The sequence below is a fragment of the Pseudomonas oleovorans subsp. oleovorans genome (assembly GCF_002197815.1).
Classification (GTDB): domain Bacteria; phylum Pseudomonadota; class Gammaproteobacteria; order Pseudomonadales; family Pseudomonadaceae; genus Aquipseudomonas; species Aquipseudomonas oleovorans.
Map to the genome: position 1 here is coordinate 50,191 of NZ_NIUB01000013.1, position 22,251 is coordinate 72,441.

The window sequence follows — 22,251 nt, forward strand, 5'->3', positions numbered from 1 at the left end:
TGCTTCCGAAAAAAGACAGGCCGCTACGTTAGCCGAGGTGACCGGCGAATGCCGTGGGGAAATTTCAAGCAAAGATTACAGCTGCGGCGGGTATTCTGATGCCATGCCTTTCAAGAAATCATGGCCATGCTGATCGTCTCCAACAGTGTTCACCTTCCCGATGATGAAATCGAACTGACCGCCATCCGCGCCCAGGGCGCCGGTGGGCAGAACGTCAACAAGGTGTCCAGCGCCGTGCACCTGCGTTTCGACAGCCAGGCCTCATCGTTGCCGCCCTTTTACAAGGAGCGCCTGCTGACGCTTGCCGACAGTCGTATCACCGCCGACGGGGTGGTGATCATCAAGGCGCAGCAGTACCGCACTCAGGAGCAGAATCGCGCCGATGCCCTGGAGCGCCTTGCCGAGTTGATCCGCAGCGCCGGCAAGGTGGAAAAGCAACGCCGCCCGACCAAACCGACCCTGGGCTCGAAGAAGCGTCGCCTGGACGGCAAGAGCAAGCGCGGCGCGATCAAGGCGGGGCGGGGCAAGGTGGATTTTTAGCCGCGCGCTGCCAGATAAGCCTGATAGTCGGGAATGCGATACTCGTGCTGTTGCTCCAGCAGGCTGCTGCTGAGCATGTAGTCGGCGCTGCTCTCGTTGCACGCTACCGGGATGTTCCATACCGCCGCTACACGCAGCAGTGCCTTGATATCCGGGTCGTGTGGCTGCGGCTCGAACGGGTCCCAGAAGAACACCAGCATGTCCACGCGCTGCTCGGCAATGCGTGCGCCGATTTGCTGGTCGCCGCCCAGCGGGCCGCTGATCATGCTCTCCACCGGCAGATCCAGGCGTTTGCTCAAGAGTAGGCCGGTGGTGCCGGTGGCCACCAGTTCATGGCGCGCCAGCTTGTCGCGTTGACGTTCGCACCAGTCCAGCAGGAAACCCTTGCAGTGATCATGCGCCACCAGTGCGATGCGCTTGCGTGCCGGCAGTTGGGCACGGGTAAAGCTGATACGGCTCATCGAGCCTCCTGTTCAATTCAAGCGGGCCAGGACCAGGCAGTTGTCCAGCATACGGTTGGAGAAGCCCCACTCATTGTCATACCAGGCCATGACCTTGAGCAGCTTGCCGCTGACCTTGGTGTGGTTGGCGTCGAAGATCGATGACAACGGGTTGTGGTTGAAGTCGCAGGACACCAGCGGCAGAGCGTTGTAACCGAGAACCGGGGATCGCTCGCTGGCGGCCTTGAGCAGGGCATTGACTTCCTCGGCAGTGGTTTCGCGCTTGACCTGCACGGTCAGATCGACCAGCGACACGTTGATCACCGGCACCCGCACGGCCATACCGGTAAGCTTGCCGGCCAGCTCCGGCAGTACCAGGCCGACCGCTTCGGCGGCGCCGGTTTTGGTCGGGATCATCGATTGGGTCGCCGAGCGTGCGCGGTACGGGTCGCTGTGGTACACATCGGACAGGTTCTGGTCGTTGGTGTAGGCGTGGATGGTGGTCATCAGGCCTTGCTCGATGCCCAATTCGCGTTGCAGCACCTGGGCCACCGGCGCCAGGCAGTTGGTGGTGCAGGAGGCGTTGGAGATGATCTGCATGTCCGGCGTCAGCACCTGTTCGTTGACGCCATACACCACGGTGGCGTCGGCACCCTTGGCGGGCGCGGAGATCAAGACCTTGCGCGCGCCGGCGGTGAGGTGCGCGGCGGCCTTGTCGCGCTCGGTGAACAGCCCGGTGCATTCCAGCACCACATCGACCTGATGGGTTTTCCACGGCAGCTCGGCCGGGTTGCGAATGGTGCTGACGGCGATGCGGTCACCCTTGATCCACAAGCTTTCGCCGTCCACTTTAACTTCTTCAGGGAAATGGCCGTGGACGCTGTCATATTGCAACAGGTGGGCATTGATCGCGCTGTCGCCCAGGTCGTTGATGGCCACGACCTGCAGGTGCTGGCGATATTGCTGGGTGTAGAGTGCGCGTAGCACGTTGCGGCCGATGCGGCCGAAGCCATTGATGGCGATGCGTAGTGTCATGGTGAGGGTCTCGTCAATTTGTTGTTGTAATTACAAGATTATTCCCATTTCTCTAGAAATCAAGCCCATTGAGTGGCAGTATTTTGTTGTAAATACAAATAAGCGCTAGTCGCTAGCCTGGAGATTCCCCATGCATCCCCGCGTTGTTGAAGTGACCGAACGTCTTGTCCAGCGCAGCCGCGCCACGCGCCAGCGCTACCTGGAGATGATCCGTGCCGCCGCCAGCGAAGGCCCGCAGCGGGGCAAGCTGCAGTGCGCCAACTTCGCCCATGGCGTGGCTGGCTGCAGCGGTCACGACAAGCAGACCCTGCGCCTGATGGATGCGGCCAACGTGGCCATCGTGTCTGCCTACAACGACATGTTGTCGGCCCATCAGCCCTACGAAACCTTTCCCGAGCAGATCAAACAGGCGCTGCGTGAGCTGGGCTCAGTGGGGCAGTTCGCCGGTGGCGTACCGGCCATGTGCGATGGTGTGACCCAGGGTGAGCCGGGCATGGAGATTGGGATCGCCAGTCGCGAGGTGATCGCCATGTCCACCGCTGTGGCGCTGTCGCACAACATGTTCGATGCGGCGCTGTATCTGGGCGTGTGCGACAAGATCGTGCCAGGGCTGATGATGGGCGCGCTGCGTTTCGGTCATCTGCCGTCGATATTCGTGCCGGCCGGGCCGATGACCTCGGGGCTGTCCAACAAGGAGAAGGCCGACGTGCGTCAGCGTTACGCCGAGGGCAAGGCGACCCGCGACGAGCTGCTGGCGGCGGAAATGGCCGCTTACCACGGGCCAGGTACCTGCACCTTCTATGGCACCGCCAATACCAACCAGCTACTGATGGAGGTGATGGGCCTGCACCTGCCAGGCGCTTCCTTCATCAATCCGGGCACGCCGCTGCGTGATGCGCTGACCCGTGAAGCTGCGCAGCAGGTCACCCGCCTGACCAAGCAGAGCGGGAGTTTCATGCCCATCGGCGAGATCGTCGACGAGCGTTGCCTGGTCAACTCCATCGTTGCCCTGCATGCCACTGGTGGCTCCACCAACCATACCCTGCATATGCCGGCCATCGCCCGCGCCGCCGGCATTCTGCTGACCTGGCAGGACATGGCCGACCTGTCCGAAGTGGTGCCGACCCTCGCGCACGTCTACCCCAATGGCAAGGCCGACATCAACCACTTCCAGGCCGCTGGCGGCATGGCTTTCCTGATCCGCGAATTGCTCGACGCCGGGTTGCTACATGAAGAGGTCAACACCGTGGCCGGCCGCGGCCTGTCACGCTACACCCGTGAGCCCTTCCTCGAGGACGGCAAGCTGGTCTGGCGCGACGGGCCGAGCGAAAGTCTGGAGGAAAGCGTGCTGCGCCCCGTGGCGCGGCCGTTCTCGGCAGAAGGCGGCCTGCGCCTGATGCAGGGCAACCTGGGGCGTGGGGTGATGAAGGTGTCCGCGGTGGCCCCCGAGCATCAGGTGGTGGAAGCACCAGCTCTGGTGTTCGAGGATCAGTTGGAGCTGGTCGAAGCCTTCAAGGCCGGCAAGCTGGAGCGCGATTTCGTCGCCGTGGTGCGTTTTCAGGGGCCGCGCAGCAACGGCATGCCGGAGCTGCACAAGATGACGCCTTACCTGGGTGTGCTGCAGGATCGCGGCTTCAAGGTGGCACTGGTTACCGATGGGCGCATGTCCGGCGCTTCGGGCAAGATCCCGGCAGCCATTCATGTCTGCCCGGAGGCTTTCGATGGCGGGCCGCTGGCGCGGGTGCGTGACGGCGATCTGATTCGTGTCGATGGTCAGCGCGGGCAGCTGGTGCTGCAGGTCGATGAAGCCGAGTTCAGCGCGCGCGAGTTGGCGCCAAAGCCGGCTCCGGCAATCGGCTGCGGCCGCGAGTTGTTCGCCTTCATGCGCCACAACTTCAGCACGGCGGAGCAGGGCGCCAGTGCCTTTACCGAGAGCCTCGAGTCGCTGGTCTGAGGCAGGCGCCTGTTGCCCGGATTGCATCGGGCTACTTGCCAGACGCCGGCAAGGCCTGCAAAGCCGCTCTTCGTAGGAGCCCCGCCTCGGGGCGAAGCTTTATCCAAGCGTGCCCCGCCCTGATTCGCGGCGGGGCGCCGCTCCTACAGACCTGCGTCCTGCTTCAGATCCCCTGCGGAATTTCTTCGCCGCCCAGTGCGCTGAACAGCTCGGGCAGGAACTCTACCAGGGTCATCATCATCAGGATGAAGCTGGCGTCCTGCTGGGCCAGGGCGTCGTCACCGCCGTCCTGTTCGGCCTGCTCCTGCAGCACGTCTTCGAAGCGCAGGCGCTTGATGGTCAGCTTGTCATCGAGCACGAACGACAGCTTGTCCTGCCAGGCCAGCGATAGTTGAGTAACCTGTTTGCCGGTGGACAGGTGCAGCTGGATTTCCTCGCTGGTCAGGTCTTGGCGCTTGCAGCGCACCACGCCGCCGTCTTCGTGGGTGTCACGCAGCTCGCACTCGTCGAGGACGAAGAAGCCTTCGGCAGCGCTCTGGTTCTTCAGCCAGTCGGTGAGGGTGGCGGTCGGCGCGATCTTCACCGACAGCGGGCGCACCGGCAGCGAGCCGATGGCTTCACGCAGGGTGGAGAGCAGGTCTTCAGCCTTCTTGGCGCTGGCGCTGTCGACCAGGATCAGGCCCTGCTTCGGCGCGATGGCGGCGAAGGTGCCGGATTTGCGGATAAAGGCGCGCGGCAGGAAGGCCTGGACGATCTCGTCTTTGATCTGGTCGCGCTCTTTCTTGTACACCTTGCGCATCTGCGTGTTTTCGATTTCGTCGACCTTCTCCTTCAGCGCATCACGCACCACCGAACCCGGCAGAATGCGTTCTTCCTTGCGTGCGCCAATCAGCAGGAAGTCGCCGCTGACATGCACCAGTGGCGCATCGGCGCCCTTGCCGAAGGGGGCGGTGAAACCGTAGGTGGTCAGTTCCTGGCTGGCGCAGGGACGGGCCGGTTTACTGGCCAGTGCGGTCTCCAGCGCTTCGGCGTCGAAAGGAATGTCCTGGGTGAGACGGTAGACCAGCAGGTTACGAAACCACATGAGCGGGTGATTCTCCATTGATGATGAAGTCGCGGATTGGCGCCATCCTTGAACTCTCCCGTTGGGGAAAGCTGGCGCGCAGCGACGGATGAAGGTGGCGGGCCAATAACGCTGACCGCCGGCACAGAACACGCATTATTCTCCGCTGGCGTGTCCAGGCCAACCCTGACAACGAGTCTGCGAGGAAATTCGCCGGTCGTAGCTAAGTTCTTGCTGCGGCGGTAAATTTTTTTGCGAAGAGGGCTTGCCAAGGCTCGCCTCGCTCTCTAAAATGCGCCCCACTTCGAGAGTGAAGGGTGATTAGCTCAGCCGGGAGAGCATCTGCCTTACAAGCAGAGGGTCGGCGGTTCGATCCCGTCATCACCCACCAATCTCGCAGTTACGCGCAGCGGTAGTTCAGTCGGTTAGAATACCGGCCTGTCACGCCGGGGGTCGCGGGTTCGAGTCCCGTCCGCTGCGCCATTCTTCTCCTCGCTTCATCCCCTTCTGTGACAACTCTTCGGCGTCCGCCGAAATCTTCGAAAAATCCTTTGTTTGCTTGAACTTAAGCGCATTGCTCGGCTCCTATGCCGTAGCCAGTGATTGCGGCGTACTGCTAATCTCGCGCTTTCACACGACGGCCTTCGGGCGCATCTACAAGGAACAAGCATGAAACAGCATCGTTTGGCGGCAGCGGTTGCCCTGGTGGGCCTGGTGCTTGCCGGTTGCGATTCGCAAACCAGCGAAGTCGAACTCAAGAGCCCGGCGCAGAAAGCCTCCTACGGCATCGGCCTGAACATGGGGCGCAGCCTGTCCGAAGAGGGTATGGATGATCTGGATTCCAAGGCCGTCGCTCAGGGCATCGAAGACGCGCTGGCGAAGAAGGAACCGCGCATCAAGGACGAAGACATGATCGAGGCCTTCTCCTTCCTGCAGAACCGTGCTGAAGAGCGCATGACTGCGCTGAACAAGGAAGCCGCTGAAGCCGGCAAGAAATTCCTTGAAGAGAACGGCAAGCGCGAAGGCGTGGTCACCACCGCTTCTGGCCTGCAGTACGAAGTGATCAAGAAAGCCGACGGCGAACAGCCGAAGGAAAGCGACGTAGTGACCGTTCACTATGAAGGCAAACTGACCGATGGCAGCGTATTCGACAGCTCCGTCGCACGTGGCAGCCCCATCGATCTGCCGGTTGGCGGCGTGATCCCAGGCTGGGTCGAAGGCCTGCAACTGATGCACGTGGGTGAGAAGTACAAGCTGTACATCCCCAGCGAGCTGGCTTACGGCGAGCAGAGCCCGTCCCCGGCCATTCCGGCCAACTCGGTACTGGTGTTCGATCTGGAACTGATCGGCATCAAGGATCAGGCCGCCGCCGAGCCGACCGAGCCGTAACACTCGGTACTCGTTTACAACGCCCCGTCTTGACGGGGCGTTGTCGTTTCTGGGGGCGCTCAGCCGCTACGAGGCGCCCTGAGTGTTACGCTTATGCACATCATGCAAAGGGTCCTAACAAGCTCGTGAAAAACTTGCAAGCCTCTTGTTCGAAATATGCAACTTGTTGATTTTATTAGATTTTATATGCTGTATAAAAAATATCCGATCTAACTCAAGGCCCCATACCACGGGGCTTTGGTAGGCTTGTCGAAAGTCTTTGCACAGAGTTATCCACAGGTTCTGTGGGTAAGCGAGGCAAGCCCAGAAAACGCCTGGCTTGCCGAGGAGAGCGAATGAAAACACCCTGGAAATTGCTCCGCTACCTGCCGCAGGCTGCTCGTTTTCTGCGTGAAGGTCGGCTGCCGGAGCTGTTGCATGCGCTGCGTGACAAGCGTACCCCTCAAGGGCAGCGCTTCGCCGTATTCAGGAATGACCTGCAACTGCTTCGCGCCCTTAGCCTGGCCTGGTTCAAGGGCGAGTACCGGCAGATCAGCCGGCAGGCGTTGTTGACCATCGTGGCGGCGTTGCTCTATGTCATCGCGCCGCTCGATGCTATTCCCGACTGGCTGGTTGGCCTTGGCTTCATCGACGATCTGGCTGTGCTGGCCTGGGTCATGCGCACCTGGCATGGCGAGCTGGAGGCCTTCAGGGCCTGGCGCGAGGCACAGAGCCCCGAGCGCCTGGCCCTGATCGAGCAGTTGCCTGTGGAGTAAGGGGTGGAAGCGCAACGCAACTGATGCCAGTGCTTCTGCGAATCGTCTATCAAGCAGGCAGGATGGCGCACGCAGCACCAGCCTGGCGCTGATATCTTGGTCGCAGGTTTGTGCCTCAGTCGTCGGGTGCCTGTTAAGATGGCTGTTTGCAAGGAAGGGGTCGAGGTCGTCGGCCCTGCTTTCCAACGGAGAGATTCATGACTGTGCAAATCATTGCCCGTGATGGCGAGCCAGAGTACGCGGTGTTGCCCTGGGCCGATTATCAGGCTCTGTTGCACGCTGCCGGGCGCGAACCGGTGGTCGCGCAAGCCAGCGCTGCTGAGCCAGTGGCAGAGCAGCAGCGGCCCGGACTCGATCAGTTGCGCAGGCTGCGTGAGGCCAAGGGCCTGACGGCAGAGAGCCTGGCGCGCAGCGTCGGCATCAGTCCGCATTACCTGGCGATGATCGAGAGCGGCGAACGACAGCCCGATGCCGCGATCATGCGTTCGCTGGCGTGGCAACTGGGGTTGGAGGGCTGGTCTTGAGCGTGCGTATCAGCCGCCAGCATTGGCAGGCCTTGTTGACCGAGCTGGACGACGCGCGCCGTCAGCGCCACCTGCTCACCTACCGGGCGTTGATCGAGCGGCTCGACCTGCCAACACCAGCCATGCAAACCCTCACCGCTGCTCTGGAGCATTTGGCCGCACTAGATGCGCGTGCCGAGCGTCCGCTGCGCAGCGCACTGGTCATCAGCCAGGGCGCCAGTCGCCTGCCGCGTACGGGATTCTTCGACTGCGTGACCCATCTCGGGCGCTTTAGCGGGGCTTGCGATGGCGTGGCAGCGGCATCCTGGCATGCCTCGGAGGTCGCTCGCGTGTTCGAGTTCGACTATCCCGCCGATGTCTAGGTGGCTCTGGATGTTGCGCGCACGTCTTGGCTACTGGCTGGCACGGCGTCTTTTCCACTGGCCTGCGGCATTGCGTCAGCCGCGTCTGTGGCAGTGGATGCAGGGGCAGTACGGACGTATGGCCAACCTGGGGGATGTGCCGGCGCAGAGTTTCTATGGCCATATTCTGCTGTTTCGCGGCCAGGGGCTTGGCGCGCGTGAGGAGGGGCTGAGGCTGTTGCGCCTGGCGGCCAATGGCGGCGACGGCAAGGCTGCTTATCAGTTGGGTGTGCAGGCGCTGCAGGCTGATACTCGTCAGGCGGCGGATGCCATGCAGGCCGTGCGTTGGTGGGAGATGGCGCTGGCGGCTGGCCATCCGCTGGCCGCTCGTCGCCTCAGCCAGCTATATCGTGAGGGCGCGCCCGGCCTGGAGGCTGATGCGCAGGCTGCCGAACGCTATGCCGGCATGGCCGATTCAGGCCGCTGAGCCTGCGAGGATATGCAGGCTGTAACCGGGCACGGCCTTGGCCTGACGCTTGGCTTCGGAAGCCATTTCGGCCAGGCGTGAGGCATCGAGCTGCGCGCAATCTTCAGCTTTCACATGCACCACGCCGATCGACAGTGACAACAGCGCATATTCCTGGCGCTGGCCGTGGCGGTTGTGGGCAATGAAGCAGCCGGCCTGAAGATGCTCATCGCGGTAAAAGCGTCGGCACTGATTCTGGAAATCCTCGATCAGTTTGCCGAGCTTTTCGCGCCAGTCTGGTGAGCCGAGCACCAGCATGAAGTCGTCACCGCCGATATGCCCGACGAAGTCGCGGGCCGGATCGACCCGGTCTTTCAGGCATTGCGCCAGGCACAGCAGCACCTCGTCGCCCTTGGCATAGCCGTAGAGGTCGTTGAAGGGTTTGAAGCTGTCGAGATCCACGTAGCACACCGCAGCTTCGCGTTGCTGCTGCAGCAGGCGGCCAAGGCACTGCTGGATAGGTACGTTACCCGGCAGTAGCGTAAGCGGATTGGCGTGTCGGGCCTGCTGCAGCTTCTGTTCGGTGATCAGCTTGAGCACGTCGATGACCCGGCCCAGGCCCAGGTAGCGGCCGTGCTGGATGATGATGAAGTCTTCCTCGATGCGCTGGCGCGCGCGGCTGGTGAGCAGGCGACTGACCTTCTGCAGGGACTGCGTCAGTTCCACGGCGAGAAAGTCCTGGCTCATCAGGCGACTGATGGGTTTGCGCGCGAACAGATCGGTGGCGAAGGGCTTGAGCAGCGCTTCGGACAGCGAGTGACGGTGGACGATACCGACCGGTTGGCGCTGCGTGTTCAGTACGGCCAGGGAGTTGAGGTTGGCCTGGGCGCGAAATACATCCAGCACTTCAGCGATGGCCGTGTGCTGATCGACCGCGAGTTGGTCGTTGAGCAAGGCACTGAGGTCATGGCTGTCTTCGCTGAGACTGGCCTGGTTGCTCTGCATCTGGGGCAGCAACTGGCGTGCCTCGCGCGGGGGCTTCTCCTGCGGTCTGCTGAGGAGGTAGCCCTGCACCAGGTCGACGCCCATTTCGGTCAGCACGGCCAGCTCCTCGGGCAGTTCGATACCTTCGGCTATTACTTGCGCGCGTGACGCTTCGGCCATTTTCAGGATGGAGCCGACGAACTCCCGTTTCACCGCGTCCAGGTGGATACCGTCGATGAAATGACGGTCGATCTTCACGTAATCCGGGCGCAGCTCCGACCATAGGCGCAGGCTGGAGTAGCCGGCACCCAGATCATCCAGGGCGATGGAAAAGCCCATGGCGCGATAGTGGTGCAGCGCGTTGTCGAGCAGGGCGAAGTCTTCGGTGGGCGATTGTTCGGTGAGCTCGATCACCACCTGGCTGGGCGGGATGCCGAAGGTTTGCAGCAGCTTCAGGGTGCGTCCGGGCTGGTGGCTGGGGTCGAGCAGCGACTCCGGCGAGACGTTGAGAAACAGCTTGCCTTCCAGGCCCAGATCACTGAAGCCTTTGCAGGCGCTTTTGCGGCAGGCCATTTCCAGCTCGCTCAGTCGACCTGCATGGCGGGCCACGGCGAACAGCGTCAATGGCGAATGCAGCGGACTGTTGGAGGGACCGCGGGTCAGGGCCTCGTAGCCGAGAATGCGCTGTTCGGACAGCGAGACGATAGGCTGGAACAGGCTGCTGAGGTCGCCGTGAGCGAGGATGTTGCCCAGTGCGCTCAACTGCTCGGTGACGGTCATGGTGGTCTCGATCTGGCGGAAACGAAAGGGCCGGTGTTTAACCGGCCCTTTATTTCACGACAGTTCGATGACGATTTGATGACGCTGCTTGAAGCGCCTCAATGCAGCGCCAGCGAGGGGTTCAGGCCCAGGTAGTCGAGCAGGATGCGTCCGCTCTCTGCCAGGTAGGCATCGTCTTCCGGTGTGCTCTTTTCATCGGCGACTGGCAGTGCCTCTTCGTCTTCCTTGGTCAGTTCCTTGAGTGGCTCTTCGCCCTTGGCCCGGCGGCGGTTGTTTTCCAGTGCCAGTTGCTTGGCTTCGACTTCGGCCTGACGTGCACGACGGGTCTGCTCGTTGAGGCTGACGGTGGTTTCGGCCATCAGCTTCTTGGCCAGGGTCAGGCGCTCACGGGTGAAGACGAAGTCCGGATCCTGGGCGGTGCGCTGCTCATGACGGGCCTTGAGCTCGCTCAGGAACGGTTTGATCGGGTCAAGCTCGGGGGTGATCGCCGGGCGGATGCTGTCCCAGGGCAGGGCAGCGGGCAGTGCGCTTTCGCCGATGTCTTTGGTGTCCATGACATCCGGGTAGGTGATGTCCGGGATCACGCCCTGGTGCTGAGTGCTCTGGCCGGACACGCGATAGAACTTGGCCAGGGTCAGTTTCAGCTCGCCGTGATTGAGCGGCTGGATAGTTTGCACCGTGCCCTTGCCGAAGGTCTGGCCGCCGAGAATCAGTGCGCGGTGATAATCCTGCATGGCGCCGGCGAAAATTTCCGAGGCCGAGGCGGACAGGCGGTTGACCAGCACGGCCAGTGGGCCGCTGTAGTAAACGCCCTTGTTCTCGTCGGCGAGTACGTCGACACGGCCGTCGGCGTTGCGCACCAGTACGGTGGGGCCCTGTTCGATGAACAGGCTGGTCAGTTCGGTGGCTTCCTGCAGCGAGCCACCGCCGTTGTTGCGCAGGTCGATGACCACGCCGTCGACCTTCTCGGCCTGCAGCTCGTCGAGCAGGCGTTTGACGTCACGGGTGGTGCTCTTGTAGTTCGGGTCGCCAGCGCGGAAGGCCTTGAAGTCGAGGTAGAAGGCCGGCAGTTCGATGACGCCGAGCTTGTAATCACGCCCCTCGTGCTTGAGTTCCAGAACCTTCTTCTTGGCAGCTTGCTCTTCCAGCTTGACTGCTTCGCGGGTGATGGTGACCACCTTGCTGGTCTGGTCGCTGGGCGGATTGCTGGCCGGAATCACTTCCAGGCGCACGGTGGAACCTTTCGGGCCGCGAATCAGCTTGACCACTTCGTCCAGGCGCCAGCCGATCACGTCGACCATTTCATCATTGCCCTGGGCGACGCCGACGATCTTGTCGGCCGGTGCGATCTGCTTGCTCTTTTCAGCTGGGCCGGCAGGCACCAGGCGCACCACCTTGACATGCTCGTTGTCGCTTTGCAGGACGGCGCCGATGCCTTCGAGCGACAGGCTCATGTTGATGTCGAAGTTTTCCGCATTATCCGGTGACAGATAAGTGGTGTGCGGGTCGTAGGTGGTGGCGAAGGCGTTGATGTAGGTCTGGAACACGTCCTCGCCACGGGTCTGCTTGAGGCGCGCCAACTGGTTCTTGTAGCGCTTGGTCAGCAGTTCCTGGATGTCCTTGGTTTCCTTGCCGGCGATCTTCAGTCGCAGCACTTCGTCTTTGACACGCTTGCGCCACAGTTCATCGAGTTCAGCGCGGTCTTTGGCCCAGGGCGCTTTTTCGCGATCGACCTGCAGCTCTTCATCGATGCTGAAATCGATCTTGTCGACGCCCTTGCCCAGTTCCGCCAACGCATAGTTCAGGCGCTCTTCCGTGCGGGTCAGGTGGCGGCGAAAGATGGTGAAGCCGGGTTCGAGGTCGCCGCTTTTCAGCAGGTCATCGAAGCGGGTGCGCCACTGGTTGAATTCGGCGATGTCAGCGGCAGTGAAATAGCTGCGCGATGGATCGAGCAACTTCAGGTAGTTGTCATAGATCTGAATCGAGCGTTCGTCGTTCAGCGGCGGCTTGTTGTAGTGATGGCGGCGCAGCAGCTCCACTACGTTGAGGCTGGCGATCACCTGCTCGCGATCCGGCTGCAGATAGTCCCAACTGGTCGCTGCGGTGGTCTTGGCCGCCAGCGGCAGGGCACTGAAGCCGAGTACGAGGGCGAGGGCGGTGCTTGCAAGAGATCGCTTCATGCTGATTCGACGTAGTGGCAGTTGATAACGCATATTAGGCCGTATTTGAGGGCGCCAGGTTCCGTTGGCGCTAGGCGAAAGCCCTGCGTTCTGCGCTGGGCTCGGTTCACTTGCACTATGGAGGCAGCATGAAGGCATTGCAAGGCGTTGAAGGGCGTGCAGAGTGGCTGGAACAACCGGCGCAGACCTGTGACGCGGGGCAGATTCGGGTCAAGGTGGCTGCCGCTGGGCTCAACCGGGCTGACCTGTTGCAGCGCGCCGGGCTTTATCCGCCGCCGCCTGGTGCGAGCCAGGCGCTGGGCCTGGAGTGCGCCGGGGTAGTTGTTGAAGTCGGCGCCGGCAGCGCCTGGCAGGTGGGCGATCGCGTCTGCTGCCTGCTTGCCGGTGGTGGTATGGCCGAGGAAGTGGTGCTTGATGCACGTCACGCCATGCCGGTGCCAGAAGGCTTGAGCCTGGTCGAGGCGGCTGTGGTGCCCGAGGTCTATGCCACCGCCTGGCTCAATCTGTTCCAGCTCGGAGCCCTGCGCCCCGGTGAGAAGGTCCTGCTGCATGCCGGCGCCAGCGGTGTCGGCTCGGCTGCTATCCAGCTGTGCAAGGCATTCGGCAGCCCTTGCTGGGTCAGCGTCGGCTCTGCCGAGCGGTTGGCCTACTGCGAATCGCTCGGTGCCCAGGGCGGTGCCCTGCGCGGCGAAGACCTGCAAGCGCTGCGTGATTTCGGACCGTTCGATGTGATCCTCGATCCGGTTGGCGGGCAGTACGCGGCGCTCAACCTGGAATTGCTGGCCCGTGATGGTCGTTGGATCAATATTGGTTTGATGGGCGGACGCGAGGCCACCCTGGACCTGGCCCTGGTGCTGGGCAAGCGCGTTCAACTGATCGGCTCGACCCTGCGCAATCGCGACGACTCGTTCAAGGCCGACCTGTTGCATGATCTGCAGCAACAGGTCTGGCCGCTGTTTGCCGAGGGGCGGTTAAAGCCGCAACTCGAGCGCAGTTTTGCCCTCAAAGACAGTGAAGCGGCATTCGAGACACTCGCCGGTAATCAGGTTGCGGGTAAAATCGCGCTGCTTATCGATCCCGATCTTGTCTGAGCAGTAGCTCTAGCCCGTGCCTGGTGCGGGCTTGGCCAACGATTGGCTCATTCAATCAATATCATGGTCGTAATCAATAAGCTTTTTTTTGTTAGGTCGCTAAGATACGCCCTGTAAATTTCAAACCCTCACAGAAACCTCAGAAGGAGTCAAAGATGTCTCTCATCAACACTCAGGTACAACCGTTCAAAGTCAACGCTTTCCACAACGGCAAGTTCATCGAAGTCACCGAGCAGAGCCTGAAGGGCAAGTGGTCGGTTCTGATCTTCATGCCGGCTGCCTTCACCTTCAACTGCCCGACCGAAATCGAAGACGCTGCCAACAACTACGCCGAGTTCCAGAAGGCCGGTGCCGAGGTCTACATCGTGACCACCGACACTCACTTCTCGCACAAGGTCTGGCACGAAACTTCGCCGGCTGTTGGCAAGGCTCAGTTCCCGCTGATCGGCGATCCGACCCATCAGCTGACCCGTGCCTTCGACGTGCACATCGACGAAGAAGGTCTGGCCCTGCGCGGCACCTTCGTGATCAACCCGGAAGGCGTGATCAAGACCGTGGAAATCCACTCCAACGAGATCGCCCGCGACGTCGGCGAGACCCTGCGCAAGCTGAAGGCCGCCCAGTACACCGCCGCTCACCCGGGTGAAGTCTGCCCGGCCAAGTGGAAGGAAGGCGAGAAGACCCTGGCTCCGTCCCTGGACCTGGTCGGCAAGATCTAAAAAACGAACATGGATTTGCAGCGTTAAGCGCTGCACTCCATCCCGTTTTCCGCCTCAAGAAGTCCTACAGGGCTTCCTCAGGTGCCCGAACGCCCGGGCGCAATCCGCCCGGGCGTTTTTATATCTGAAATTCGCTAGAGGATGACTCCCGTCATGTTGGATGCAAATCTTAAAGACCAATTGAAGGCCTACCTGGAAAGGGTGAGCCTGCCGTTCGAGATCGTTGCCTCCCTCGATGACGGCGAAAAATCGCAAGAGCTGCTCGGACTGCTCAACGACATCGTCAGCCTGACTGACAAGATCACCCTGAAGACCGACGGCAACGATGCCCGCCGTCCGTCCTTCGCCCTGAATCGTCCGGGTGAAGACACCGGCGTTGTCTTCGCCGGTATCCCCATGGGCCACGAGTTCACCTCGCTGGTGCTGGCCCTGCTGCAGGTCGGCGGCCACCCGTCCAAGCTGGACGCGGAAACCATCGAGCAGATCAAGAGCATCGAAGGCCGTTTCGAGTTCGAAACCTACTTCTCGCTGTCCTGCCAGAACTGCCCGGACGTGGTCCAGGCGCTGAACCTGATGGCCGTGCTCAACCCCAATATCCGCAACGTGTCGATCGACGGCGCGCTGTTCCAGGAAGAAGTCGAGCGCCGCCAGATAATGGCCGTACCGAGCGTCTACCTGAACGGCGAGGTGTTCGCTTCCGGCCGTATGGAAGTGAAGGAAATCCTTGCCAAGATCGACACCGGCGCTGCCAACCGCGACGCTGAGAAGATGAGCGCCAAGGATGCCTTCGATGTACTGGTAGTCGGCGGTGGACCGGCGGGTGCTTCTGCTGCGATCTACGCCGCGCGTAAAGGTATCCGTACTGCCATTGCCGCCGAGCGCTTTGGCGGTCAGGTGCTGGACACCATGGCCATCGAGAACTTTATCTCGGTCAAGGAAACCGAAGGCCCGAAACTGGTGCGTGCTCTGGAGGAACACGTCAAGGAATACGAGGTCGACGTGATGAACCTGCAGCGCGCTTCGGCTCTGGTGCCGGCCAGCAGCGAAGGCGGCCTGCACGAAGTGAAGTTCGACAACGGCGCGACCCTCAAGGCCAAGACCGTGATCCTCTCCACTGGCGCCCGCTGGCGCGAGATGGGTGTACCTGGCGAGCAGGAATACAAGGCCAAGGGCGTGTGCTTCTGCCCGCACTGCGACGGCCCGCTGTTCAAGGGCAAGCGTGTGGCGGTGATCGGCGGCGGTAACTCCGGCGTCGAGGCAGCCATCGACCTGGCCGGCATCGTCGCCCACGTGACCCTGCTGGAGTTCGCCGACACCCTGCGTGCCGACGCCGTGCTGCAGAAGAAGCTCTATAGCTTGCCCAACGTGACCGTGATCAAGAGCGCGCAGACCACCGAGGTCAAGGGCGACGGTCAGAAGGTCAACGGCCTGGTGTACAAGGATCGCACTACCGAGGAGCTGCACACCGTCGAGCTGGAAGGCATCTTCGTGCAGATCGGTCTGCTGCCCAACAGCGACTGGCTGAAAGGCACGGTGGAACTCAACCGCTTCGGCGAGATCATCGTCGACGCCAAGGGCGCCACCAACATCCCCGGCGTGTTCGCCGCCGGTGACGTGACCACTGTGCCCTACAAGCAGATCGTGATTGCCGTAGGCGAAGGTGCCAAGGCATCGCTCTCTGCCTTCGATCACCTGATCCGCCATAGCTGATCGGTTGTTGCAGAAACGCAAAGGCCACCCCTCGGGGTGGCCTTTTCATTTAAAGACATCCGTAGGAGCGAGCTCTGCTCGCGAATATCGCAATCCCAGCGATTCGCGAGCAGAGCTCGCTCCCACAGTTACGCCCTGTCCCTAGGGCGGCGCGCTCAGCGCTTCAGGCCGCCCAGGGTCAGCGGCATCTGGCGGTTCACATCCTTATACAGCAAGTAGCGGAAGCGGCTCGGGCCGCCGGCGTAGCAGGCCTGGGGGCAGAAGGCGCGCAGCCACATGAAGTCGCCGGCTTCCACTTCGACCCAGTCCTGGTTCAGGCGGTACACCGCCTTGCCTTCGAGCACGTACAGGCCGTGTTCCATGACGTGGGTTTCGGCGAAGGGGATCACACCGCCCGGTTCGAAATTGACGATGTTGACGTGCATGTCATGGCGCATGTCGCTGATCTCGACGAAGCGCGTGGTGCTCCAGCGGCCTTCGGTGCCGGGCATGACGATCGGCTCGATGTCCTGCTCGTGGGTGACGAAGGCTTCCGGATACGGCACGCCTTCGACTGGTTGATAGGCCTTGCGCAGCCAGTGAAAACGCACCGCTTCGCTGCCGTTGTTGCGCAGCGACCAATCGCTTTCTGGCGGGATGAAGGCGTAGCTACCCGGACGCAGGGCGTGTTGGGTGCCGTTGAGGGTCAGGTCGCAGGTGCCTTCGACGACGAAGATCACGCCTTCGGCGGTGGCGTCGAGCTCAGGCTTGTCGCTGCCGCCGTTCGGGCCGACTTCGACGATGTACTGCGAGAAGGTTTCGGCGAAGCCGGTCAGCGGGCGGGCGATGACCCACATGCGCATGTTGTCCCAGAACGGCAGGTGGCTGGTGACGATGTCACGCATCACGCCTTTGGGGATCACGGCATAGGCTTCGGTGAACATGGCGCGGTCGGTCAGCAGTTGTTCCTGACCGGGATGGCCGCCATGCGGGGCGTAGTAGTAGGGCGTTTTGCTCATCGAGAGATTGCCTCGGTGGGTGGATGGCGCTGGGAACGATCCCGGCGCGGAAAATTGGCTCCCATGCACTATAGGAATTCGCGGATGGATTCGGAAATTAAATAGTAGAATGCCTGTCAGTGGGTTTCATGATAGGCATGCGACATGCTCGATCCCGTGTTGTTACGCAGTTTTCTCGCCGTGGTGCAGACCGGTGGCTTCACCCGCGCGGCTGCCAGCCTGCATCTGACGCAGTCCACGGTCAGTCAGCAGGTTAGGCGACTGGAAGAGCAAATCGGCGCCGAGCTGCTCGACCGCAGCGGCCGCTACGTGGTGACCACCACCGAGGGCGAGCGCCTGCTGGGTTACGCCAACCGCATCGTCGCACTGATGGACGAGGCCATGCTCGCTCTGGGGCAGAGCGCGGTGGAGGGCGAAGTGCGCCTCGGCGTGCCGGACGATTTCGCCGCCAACAGCCTGACGCCCTATCTGGCCGATTTTGCCGACGCACATCCGGGTATCCGCCTGGAGATCACCAGCGGTCTTAGTCATGACGTATGGCGCGCGTTCAATGCCGGTGAGCTGGACCTGGCGCTGATCAAGCAGCGTGCCGGTAGCGCCAAGGGCCTGGCCAGCTGGGCCGAACCGCTGGCCTGGCTCGACAGCCGAGCGCGCCCGGTGCTGGCGCGCAACCCGGTGCCGCTGGCGGTGTTCCCGCCCAACGGCCTGTATCGTCTGGAGATGACCCACGCGCTGGATGCCATGGGCAAACCCTGGCGTATCGCCTATGTCAGCAGCAGTCTGCCCGGTGTCAGCGCCGCTGCCGAAGGCGGGCTGGGTCTGACCCTGTTACCGCGCCGCTTGATCACTGCCGCACACCGCGAACTGGGTGAGGCCGAAGGTTTCGCCCCGGTGGCGCCGGTGGAAGTGGCCCTGCATGCGCGCAACCAGTTGCCCGGTTACGCACGGGAACTGGCGGCGGCATTGATCGGCGCCTGCGAGCGGATCATGGCAGTGCAGGGTTGAGTCGCTGGCGTGCCGTGGCTTTCAGCGCCGTTGCACAATCAGTCGCCCGGTTCTCGGTGGCAGATCCGAAACACCCGCCCCTTGTAGGAGCGAGCTCTGCTCGCGAAGATTTTGCGTTGTCTGGGTTCGCGAGCAGAGCTCGCTCCTACAGGTTCTACCGGCCCGTGAGTTCGGCGAAGAAAGCCATGGCTCTCAGCGCCACTCCAGGATCGGCCAGCCAGCCTGTTCGGCATGGGCGCGTAGAGTCGGATCCGGGTTGACGGTGAAGGGCTTTTCGACCACCTGCAGCAGCGGCAGGTCGTTGCGCGAGTCGGAGTAGAAGCTTGCGCCGAGTAGGCTTTCGTTCTGCTCGGCGAGCCAGGCATGCAGACGTGTCACCTTGCCTTCGCGGTAGGTCAGCACGCCCTGGGTACGCCCGCTGTAGAAACCATGTTGCTGCTCCAGGTCGATGGCCAGGACCTCGTCGATGCCAAAGCGCTCGGCGATGGCGCTGACCAGAAAGTGCGCCGAGGCGGAGATCACCAGCAGGCGGTCACCGGCAGCGCGGTGCGCAGCCAGGGTGCGGCTGGCGTCGCTGTAGAAGATCGGCTCGATCACGTCCTCGACGAAGGGCTCGACCACGAAGGCCACTTCCTCGGGGGTGCGGCCCACCAGGGGTGACAGGGTGAAGCTCATATAGTCTTCCATGGCCAGGGTGCCGGCGGCGTACTGACGCATCAGCTCCTGCTCGCGGGCGATAAAGGATTCGCCGTCGGCCCAGCCGATTTTCACCATTTCCTGCGTCCACAGGCTGGCGCAGTCGCCATGAATCAGGGTTTCGTCGAGATCGAAAATCGCCAGGGACATCACGCCACCTCCCGGATCGCATCGGCGCCAATGGCCAGGCTGACGCTTTGGCCGTCGTGGTGCAGGTCGGCGGCCGAACGGTTGAGCACGTCCACGGTCAGCTCCACACCGCGGGCCTCGATGCGGTAGCGGATCACATTGCCGAGTAGGCTGTGGCCGAGAATCCGTCCCTCGATGCCTTGAGCGGCGATCTGGATGGCTTCCGGACGGATCGCCACGCGGCTATTGACCGGGCGCAGCAGCAGGCGGCTGGCGGCCTCGGCGTCGAGCAGGTTGTAGTTGCCGATAAAACCGGCGGCAAAGGCATCGGCCGGGGCGGTGTAGAGAGTTTCGGCGTCGCCGCTCTGGACGATCTGGCCGCCGTTCATCAGCACGATGCGGTCGGACAAGACCAGCGCCTCTTCCTGATCGTGGGTGACGAAGATGGTGGTCAGGCCCAGCTCGTGCTGGATGGCGCGGATCTGTTCGCGCAGGTGTTTGCGGATGCGCGCATCCAGTGCCGACAGCGGCTCATCGAGCAGCAGCAGGCGCGGGCGGGTGACCAGCGAACGGGCCAGGGCCACGCGCTGGCACTGGCCGCCGGAGAGTTGCTGCGGGTAACGATTGGCGTAGTCGTTGAGCTCCACCAGTTCCAGCACCTCGGCGACGCGCTTGCTGGCCTCGGCGGCTGGGATTTTCTGCATGCGCAGGCCGAAGGCGACGTTCTGTTGCACGGTCATATTGGGGAACAGCGCATAGCTCTGGAACACCATGCCGATGCCGCGCTTTTGCGGCGCAACGGGTACCAGGTCCTCACCGCCCAGCAGGATCTGTCCGCCGTCGACCGCCGTCAGGCCGGCGATGCAGCGCAGCAGGGTGGACTTGCCGCAGCCGGAAGGGCCGAGCAGGGTGATGAACTGGCCCTGGCCGATCTCGATATTGATGTCGGTGAAGATGGGCGTTGCGCCGTAGCTTTTATGCAGACCGCGGATATTCAGGTAACTCATGATTTGTCCTTGTTCAGACGGTTGGCTGCCCAGGTCATCAGCAGCACGAACATGAAATAGGAGATCACCAGGGCGCTGGTGAAGTGGCCGCTGTCGTTACGCATGTTGTACAGGTACACCTGCAGCGTCTCGTAGCGGCTGCCCACCAGCAGGTTGGCGAAGACGAATTCGCCGAACAGGAAGCTGAAGGACAGGAACACCGAAACCATCAAACCCTTGCGCAGATTCGGCAGCACCACCATGAAGGCCGCGCGCCAGGTGCTGGCACCCAGCAGGTGGGCGGCGTCCATCAGGTCGCGCAGGTTGATCGCCTGCAGGTTGTTGGTGATCGCTCGGTACATAAAGGGCAGGGCGATGGTGAAGTAGCAGCCGATGAGGATCCATGGCGTACCGAGGATCGGCAGCGGGCCGGATGCGAACAGCTGCATCAGGCCCACCGAGGACACCACCGGCGGAATGGCGAACGGCAGCAGGATCAGCACGTTCATCACGCCGTCCAGTCTGGGGAAGTGGTAGTTGACCACGAACAGCAGCGGCAGGATCAGCAGCAGTGCCAGCGCCAGGGCGCCGAAGCAGACCAGCAGCGAGCGGCCGAAGGCGGCGAGAAAGCGTGCATCGCTCCACAGCGCCAGGTACCACTTGAAGGTGAAACCGCTGGGCAGGATGGTCGCCGACCAACTGGTGGACAGCGAGTACACCAGGGTGCCGAGCAGCGGCAGCAGCAGGATCAGAAACAGCAGGTAGACCACCAGTTGGTGGAACAGCGGCGAGCGTTTTTCAGCGGGCGACATGGTAGCTCCGGCGCAGCAGCCATTGGTGGACGATGGTGATCAGGGTCATCAGGCCGACCAGCACCATGGCCAGCGCGCTGGCCATGTTGGGGTCGAGGAAGATGTCGCCGGAGACCATCGCCGCGATACGGATCGGCAGGATGTTGAAATTGCCGGTGGTCAGCGCATACACCGTGGCGTAGGCGCCCAGGGCGTTGGCCAGGAGGATGACGAAGGTGCCGAGCAGCGCCGGGGTCAGCACCGGCAGGCCGATATGCCGCCAAAACTGCCAGGTGCTGGCGCCGAGCAGTTCGGCCGACTCGCGCCAGTCTTCGCGCAGGGCGTCGAAGGCCGGATAGAGCAGCAATACGCCGAGGGGAATCTGGAAGTAGGTGTAAAGGACGATCAGGCCGGTCTTGGAGTAGAGGTTGAAGTCCTCGATCACGCCCATCTGCTTGAGCAGGATGGTCAGCGCGCCGTTGAAGCCGAGCAGGATGATGAAGGCGAAGGCCAGCGGCACCCCGGAGAAGTTGCTGGTCATGTTGGAGAAGGCCATGACGAAATCGCGCAGGCGGCTGCTGACCTGGCGCAGCGAATAGCTGCCGATGATGGCGATGACGATGCCGAACAGGCTCGACCAGAAGGCGACCTCCAGGCTGTGGCGCATGGCCTGACGGTAGAACGGCGAGGAGAAGGCCTGCTGGAAATTGCCCAGGCCCCAGCCTTCGGCGGTATTCAGACTGTTGCTCGCCACCCAGGCCAGCGGCGCGATCTGGAAGGCGAAGAAGAACAGGGCGAAGGGCACCAGGCACAGCAGTGCCCAACCCTTGCTGGATATGGTGGACTTCATGCAAGCAGCTCCCTGCACCAGGGTTTGTCGTGGGCTGCGCCGAGTAGCTGGCAGATAGTGCCGCACAGTTCGGTCTGTTGCGGGCGGGCTGCAGGATCGAGGCTGAAGGCGCTGCCGAGAACGATCAGCGGCACTTCGCGCTCTTCCGGCAGCACGCCGTTATGGCTGCGGTCGTTGTTCATGCCGTGGTCGGCGGTCACCAGGATCTGGTAACCGGCGTCGAGCCAGGTCTGGATGTATTCGGCCAGCAGCACGTCGGCCTTGCGCGCGGCGTTGCGGTACTGCGAGCTGTCGAGACCGTGCTTGTGGCCGGCGTCGTCGATGTTCATCGGGTGCACCAGCAGCAGGTTGGGGCTATGGCGCTGGCGCAGGCTGTCGGCATCGGCGAACAGGTGCGAATCCGGGTAGTGGTCGGCGTAGTAGAAGTGGCCGTGCTGGATCGGTAGCGACTCATCGCTGGTGTGGCGGTCGCGGGCGGCAACGAAGGGCGCACGGTTATACAACTCGCTGACCCAGTGATAGGCCGCGGCGGCGGTGCTCAGCCCGGCGTCGCGGGCGTAGTGAAAGATGCTGCGCTGATTGGACAGGCGCACCACATCGTTATTGACGATGCCGCTGTCGATGGGCGCCACGCCGGTGAGGATGCATTCGTAGAGCGGGCGGGACAGTGCCGGCAGGGCGCAGTCGAGCTTGTACAGCGCGGCGCGTCCGGCCTGACAGTATGCCTGCAGATGCCCCAGCGCATGCTGGGCCACCTGATAGCTCAGGCCATCCAGTACCACCAGAATGACGTTGTGCTTCATGGATTTCTCTCGTTCGGTCGTA

General features: G+C 62.4%; 22 protein-coding genes and 2 tRNA genes. 13 read left to right on the plus strand and 11 right to left on the minus strand.

What is annotated here, in order from left to right; genetic code table 11:
- Positions 1-126: 126 nt before the first annotated feature.
- Positions 127-540: an alternative ribosome rescue aminoacyl-tRNA hydrolase ArfB gene (arfB, locus tag PSOLE_RS09945; RefSeq protein WP_074859981.1), complete on the plus strand. Its 414-nt coding sequence runs from the start codon at positions 127-129 to the stop codon at positions 538-540.
- On the opposite strand, the gene PSOLE_RS09950 is transcribed toward arfB, so the two are convergent.
- Both PSOLE_RS09950 and gap read right to left on the minus strand, forming a co-directional pair.
- A complete protein-coding gene (locus PSOLE_RS09950) occupies positions 537-1,001 on the minus strand; it encodes a methylglyoxal synthase (RefSeq protein ID WP_024307292.1) in 465 nt (154 codons plus the stop codon). The genes arfB and PSOLE_RS09950 overlap by 4 nt on opposite strands.
- A gap of 12 nt (positions 1,002-1,013) precedes the next feature.
- Positions 1,014-2,015, minus strand: coding sequence for a type I glyceraldehyde-3-phosphate dehydrogenase (gap, locus tag PSOLE_RS09955; RefSeq protein ID WP_074859944.1), 1,002 nt, complete (start codon positions 2,013-2,015; stop codon positions 1,014-1,016).
- A gap of 130 nt (positions 2,016-2,145) precedes the next feature.
- On the opposite strand from gap, the gene edd reads away from it, so the two are divergent.
- Positions 2,146-3,969, plus strand: coding sequence for a phosphogluconate dehydratase (edd, locus tag PSOLE_RS09960; RefSeq protein ID WP_074859942.1), 1,824 nt, complete (start codon positions 2,146-2,148; stop codon positions 3,967-3,969).
- Positions 3,970-4,132: 163 nt separating this feature from the next.
- On the opposite strand, the gene rdgC is transcribed toward edd, so the two are convergent.
- Entirely contained in the window at positions 4,133-5,053 is a 921-nt protein-coding gene (gene rdgC / locus PSOLE_RS09965; protein WP_074859940.1) for a recombination-associated protein RdgC, read from the minus strand.
- Positions 5,054-5,347: 294 nt separating this feature from the next.
- Between rdgC and PSOLE_RS09970 the strand changes: the two genes are divergently transcribed.
- The 7 genes from PSOLE_RS09970 (at position 5,348) to PSOLE_RS10000 (ending at position 8,528) form a co-directional block, all read left to right on the plus strand.
- Positions 5,348-5,423, plus strand: a tRNA-Val gene (locus tag PSOLE_RS09970).
- Between the two features lie 15 nt (positions 5,424-5,438).
- Positions 5,439-5,515, plus strand: a tRNA-Asp gene (locus PSOLE_RS09975).
- A 186-nt stretch (positions 5,516-5,701) separates the two neighbouring features.
- The gene (locus PSOLE_RS09980; protein WP_074859937.1) at positions 5,702-6,421 is read left to right on the plus strand and encodes an FKBP-type peptidyl-prolyl cis-trans isomerase; all 720 of its coding nucleotides are present in this window, start codon (positions 5,702-5,704) and stop codon (positions 6,419-6,421) included.
- Between the two features lie 335 nt (positions 6,422-6,756).
- On the plus strand, positions 6,757-7,176 hold the full coding sequence (locus PSOLE_RS09985; RefSeq protein WP_074859935.1) for a YkvA family protein: 420 nt from the start codon (positions 6,757-6,759) through the stop codon (positions 7,174-7,176).
- Positions 7,177-7,373: 197 nt separating this feature from the next.
- Positions 7,374-7,700: a helix-turn-helix transcriptional regulator gene (locus PSOLE_RS09990; RefSeq protein ID WP_074859933.1), complete on the plus strand. Its 327-nt coding sequence runs from the start codon at positions 7,374-7,376 to the stop codon at positions 7,698-7,700.
- Complete coding sequence (locus PSOLE_RS09995; RefSeq protein ID WP_004423571.1) at positions 7,697-8,062, plus strand: hypothetical protein; 366 nt, start codon at positions 7,697-7,699, stop codon at positions 8,060-8,062. The genes PSOLE_RS09990 and PSOLE_RS09995 overlap by 4 nt, the downstream gene beginning before the upstream one ends.
- Positions 8,055-8,528 (plus strand): SEL1-like repeat protein, encoded by a 474-nt coding sequence (locus tag PSOLE_RS10000; RefSeq protein WP_039964442.1) that lies wholly within the window; start codon positions 8,055-8,057, stop codon positions 8,526-8,528. The genes PSOLE_RS09995 and PSOLE_RS10000 overlap by 8 nt, the downstream gene beginning before the upstream one ends.
- Here PSOLE_RS10000 and PSOLE_RS10005 read toward each other — a convergent pair.
- Positions 8,517-10,271 carry a bifunctional diguanylate cyclase/phosphodiesterase gene (locus PSOLE_RS10005; RefSeq protein WP_074859931.1) on the minus strand — a complete coding sequence of 585 codons (1,755 nt, stop codon included), beginning with the start codon at positions 10,269-10,271 and terminating at the stop codon, positions 8,517-8,519. The genes PSOLE_RS10000 and PSOLE_RS10005 overlap by 12 nt on opposite strands.
- Before the next feature lie 98 nt (positions 10,272-10,369).
- Complete coding sequence (locus PSOLE_RS10010) at positions 10,370-12,451, minus strand: carboxy terminal-processing peptidase (RefSeq protein ID WP_074859979.1); 2,082 nt, start codon at positions 12,449-12,451, stop codon at positions 10,370-10,372.
- A 128-nt stretch (positions 12,452-12,579) separates the two neighbouring features.
- Between PSOLE_RS10010 and PSOLE_RS10015 the strand changes: the two genes are divergently transcribed.
- The 3 genes from PSOLE_RS10015 to ahpF all read left to right on the plus strand — a co-directional run bounded on the left by PSOLE_RS10015 (position 12,580) and on the right by ahpF (position 15,971).
- Positions 12,580-13,542 carry an NAD(P)H-quinone oxidoreductase gene (locus PSOLE_RS10015; protein WP_084344011.1) on the plus strand — a complete coding sequence of 321 codons (963 nt, stop codon included), beginning with the start codon at positions 12,580-12,582 and terminating at the stop codon, positions 13,540-13,542.
- 155 nt (positions 13,543-13,697) lie between these two features.
- Positions 13,698-14,261 carry an alkyl hydroperoxide reductase subunit C gene (gene ahpC, locus PSOLE_RS10020; protein WP_004423580.1) on the plus strand — a complete coding sequence of 188 codons (564 nt, stop codon included), beginning with the start codon at positions 13,698-13,700 and terminating at the stop codon, positions 14,259-14,261.
- Positions 14,262-14,414: 153 nt separating this feature from the next.
- Entirely contained in the window at positions 14,415-15,971 is a 1,557-nt protein-coding gene (gene ahpF, locus PSOLE_RS10025) for an alkyl hydroperoxide reductase subunit F (RefSeq protein WP_004423582.1), read from the plus strand.
- 155 nt (positions 15,972-16,126) lie between these two features.
- Here ahpF and PSOLE_RS10030 read toward each other — a convergent pair whose 3' ends face one another.
- A complete protein-coding gene (locus tag PSOLE_RS10030; RefSeq protein ID WP_004423583.1) occupies positions 16,127-16,969 on the minus strand; it encodes a bifunctional allantoicase/(S)-ureidoglycine aminohydrolase in 843 nt (280 codons plus the stop codon).
- A gap of 144 nt (positions 16,970-17,113) precedes the next feature.
- On the opposite strand from PSOLE_RS10030, the gene PSOLE_RS10035 reads away from it, so the two are divergent.
- Complete coding sequence (locus PSOLE_RS10035; RefSeq protein ID WP_004423585.1) at positions 17,114-17,974, plus strand: LysR substrate-binding domain-containing protein; 861 nt, start codon at positions 17,114-17,116, stop codon at positions 17,972-17,974.
- A gap of 192 nt (positions 17,975-18,166) precedes the next feature.
- On the opposite strand, the gene PSOLE_RS10040 is transcribed toward PSOLE_RS10035, so the two are convergent.
- The 5 genes from PSOLE_RS10040 to PSOLE_RS10060 are packed head-to-tail and all read right to left on the minus strand — an operon-like array spanning position 18,167 to position 22,229.
- Positions 18,167-18,820 carry an HAD family hydrolase gene (locus tag PSOLE_RS10040; protein ID WP_074859339.1) on the minus strand — a complete coding sequence of 218 codons (654 nt, stop codon included), beginning with the start codon at positions 18,818-18,820 and terminating at the stop codon, positions 18,167-18,169.
- The gene (locus PSOLE_RS10045; RefSeq protein WP_074859342.1) at positions 18,820-19,806 is read right to left on the minus strand and encodes an ABC transporter ATP-binding protein; all 987 of its coding nucleotides are present in this window, start codon (positions 19,804-19,806) and stop codon (positions 18,820-18,822) included. Before PSOLE_RS10045 ends, PSOLE_RS10040 begins: the two co-directional genes overlap by 1 nt.
- Positions 19,803-20,597: an ABC transporter permease gene (locus PSOLE_RS10050; RefSeq protein ID WP_074859346.1), complete on the minus strand. Its 795-nt coding sequence runs from the start codon at positions 20,595-20,597 to the stop codon at positions 19,803-19,805. The genes PSOLE_RS10045 and PSOLE_RS10050 overlap by 4 nt, the downstream gene beginning before the upstream one ends.
- Positions 20,584-21,426 (minus strand): ABC transporter permease, encoded by an 843-nt coding sequence (locus tag PSOLE_RS10055; RefSeq protein ID WP_004423597.1) that lies wholly within the window; start codon positions 21,424-21,426, stop codon positions 20,584-20,586. Before PSOLE_RS10055 ends, PSOLE_RS10050 begins: the two co-directional genes overlap by 14 nt.
- Entirely contained in the window at positions 21,423-22,229 is an 807-nt protein-coding gene (locus PSOLE_RS10060) for an alkaline phosphatase family protein (RefSeq protein ID WP_039964445.1), read from the minus strand. Before PSOLE_RS10060 ends, PSOLE_RS10055 begins: the two co-directional genes overlap by 4 nt.
- Positions 22,230-22,251 lie beyond the last annotated feature (22 nt).

Bases quoted from the DNA above. Each gene is read 5' to 3' on its own strand.
- PSOLE_RS10030 (WP_004423583.1), bottom strand. From the start codon at position 16,969: ATGAGCAAAACGCCCTACTACTACGCCCCGCATGGCGGCCATCCCGGT.
- ahpC (WP_004423580.1), top strand. From the start codon at position 13,698: ATGTCTCTCATCAACACTCAGGTACAACCGTTCAAAGTCAACGCTTTC.
- PSOLE_RS09980 (WP_074859937.1), top strand. From the start codon at position 5,702: ATGAAACAGCATCGTTTGGCGGCAGCGGTTGCCCTGGTGGGCCTGGTG.
- PSOLE_RS10060 (WP_039964445.1), bottom strand. From the start codon at position 22,229: ATGAAGCACAACGTCATTCTGGTGGTACTGGATGGCCTGAGCTATCAG.
- PSOLE_RS10005 (WP_074859931.1), bottom strand. From the start codon at position 10,271: ATGACCGTCACCGAGCAGTTGAGCGCACTGGGCAACATCCTCGCTCAC.
- PSOLE_RS10010 (WP_074859979.1), bottom strand. From the start codon at position 12,451: ATGAAGCGATCTCTTGCAAGCACCGCCCTCGCCCTCGTACTCGGCTTC.
- PSOLE_RS10015 (WP_084344011.1), top strand. From the start codon at position 12,580: ATGAAGGCATTGCAAGGCGTTGAAGGGCGTGCAGAGTGGCTGGAACAA.
- rdgC (WP_074859940.1), bottom strand. From the start codon at position 5,053: ATGTGGTTTCGTAACCTGCTGGTCTACCGTCTCACCCAGGACATTCCT.
- PSOLE_RS09985 (WP_074859935.1), top strand. From the start codon at position 6,757: ATGAAAACACCCTGGAAATTGCTCCGCTACCTGCCGCAGGCTGCTCGT.
- gap (WP_074859944.1), bottom strand. From the start codon at position 2,015: ATGACACTACGCATCGCCATCAATGGCTTCGGCCGCATCGGCCGCAAC.
- ahpF (WP_004423582.1), top strand. From the start codon at position 14,415: ATGTTGGATGCAAATCTTAAAGACCAATTGAAGGCCTACCTGGAAAGG.
- edd (WP_074859942.1), top strand. From the start codon at position 2,146: ATGCATCCCCGCGTTGTTGAAGTGACCGAACGTCTTGTCCAGCGCAGC.
- PSOLE_RS10055 (WP_004423597.1), bottom strand. From the start codon at position 21,426: ATGAAGTCCACCATATCCAGCAAGGGTTGGGCACTGCTGTGCCTGGTG.
- PSOLE_RS10035 (WP_004423585.1), top strand. From the start codon at position 17,114: ATGCTCGATCCCGTGTTGTTACGCAGTTTTCTCGCCGTGGTGCAGACC.
- PSOLE_RS09950 (WP_024307292.1), bottom strand. From the start codon at position 1,001: ATGAGCCGTATCAGCTTTACCCGTGCCCAACTGCCGGCACGCAAGCGC.
- PSOLE_RS10000 (WP_039964442.1), top strand. From the start codon at position 8,055: ATGTCTAGGTGGCTCTGGATGTTGCGCGCACGTCTTGGCTACTGGCTG.
- arfB (WP_074859981.1), top strand. From the start codon at position 127: ATGCTGATCGTCTCCAACAGTGTTCACCTTCCCGATGATGAAATCGAA.
- PSOLE_RS10045 (WP_074859342.1), bottom strand. From the start codon at position 19,806: ATGAGTTACCTGAATATCCGCGGTCTGCATAAAAGCTACGGCGCAACG.
- PSOLE_RS10050 (WP_074859346.1), bottom strand. From the start codon at position 20,597: ATGTCGCCCGCTGAAAAACGCTCGCCGCTGTTCCACCAACTGGTGGTC.
- PSOLE_RS10040 (WP_074859339.1), bottom strand. From the start codon at position 18,820: ATGTCCCTGGCGATTTTCGATCTCGACGAAACCCTGATTCATGGCGAC.
- PSOLE_RS09990 (WP_074859933.1), top strand. From the start codon at position 7,374: ATGACTGTGCAAATCATTGCCCGTGATGGCGAGCCAGAGTACGCGGTG.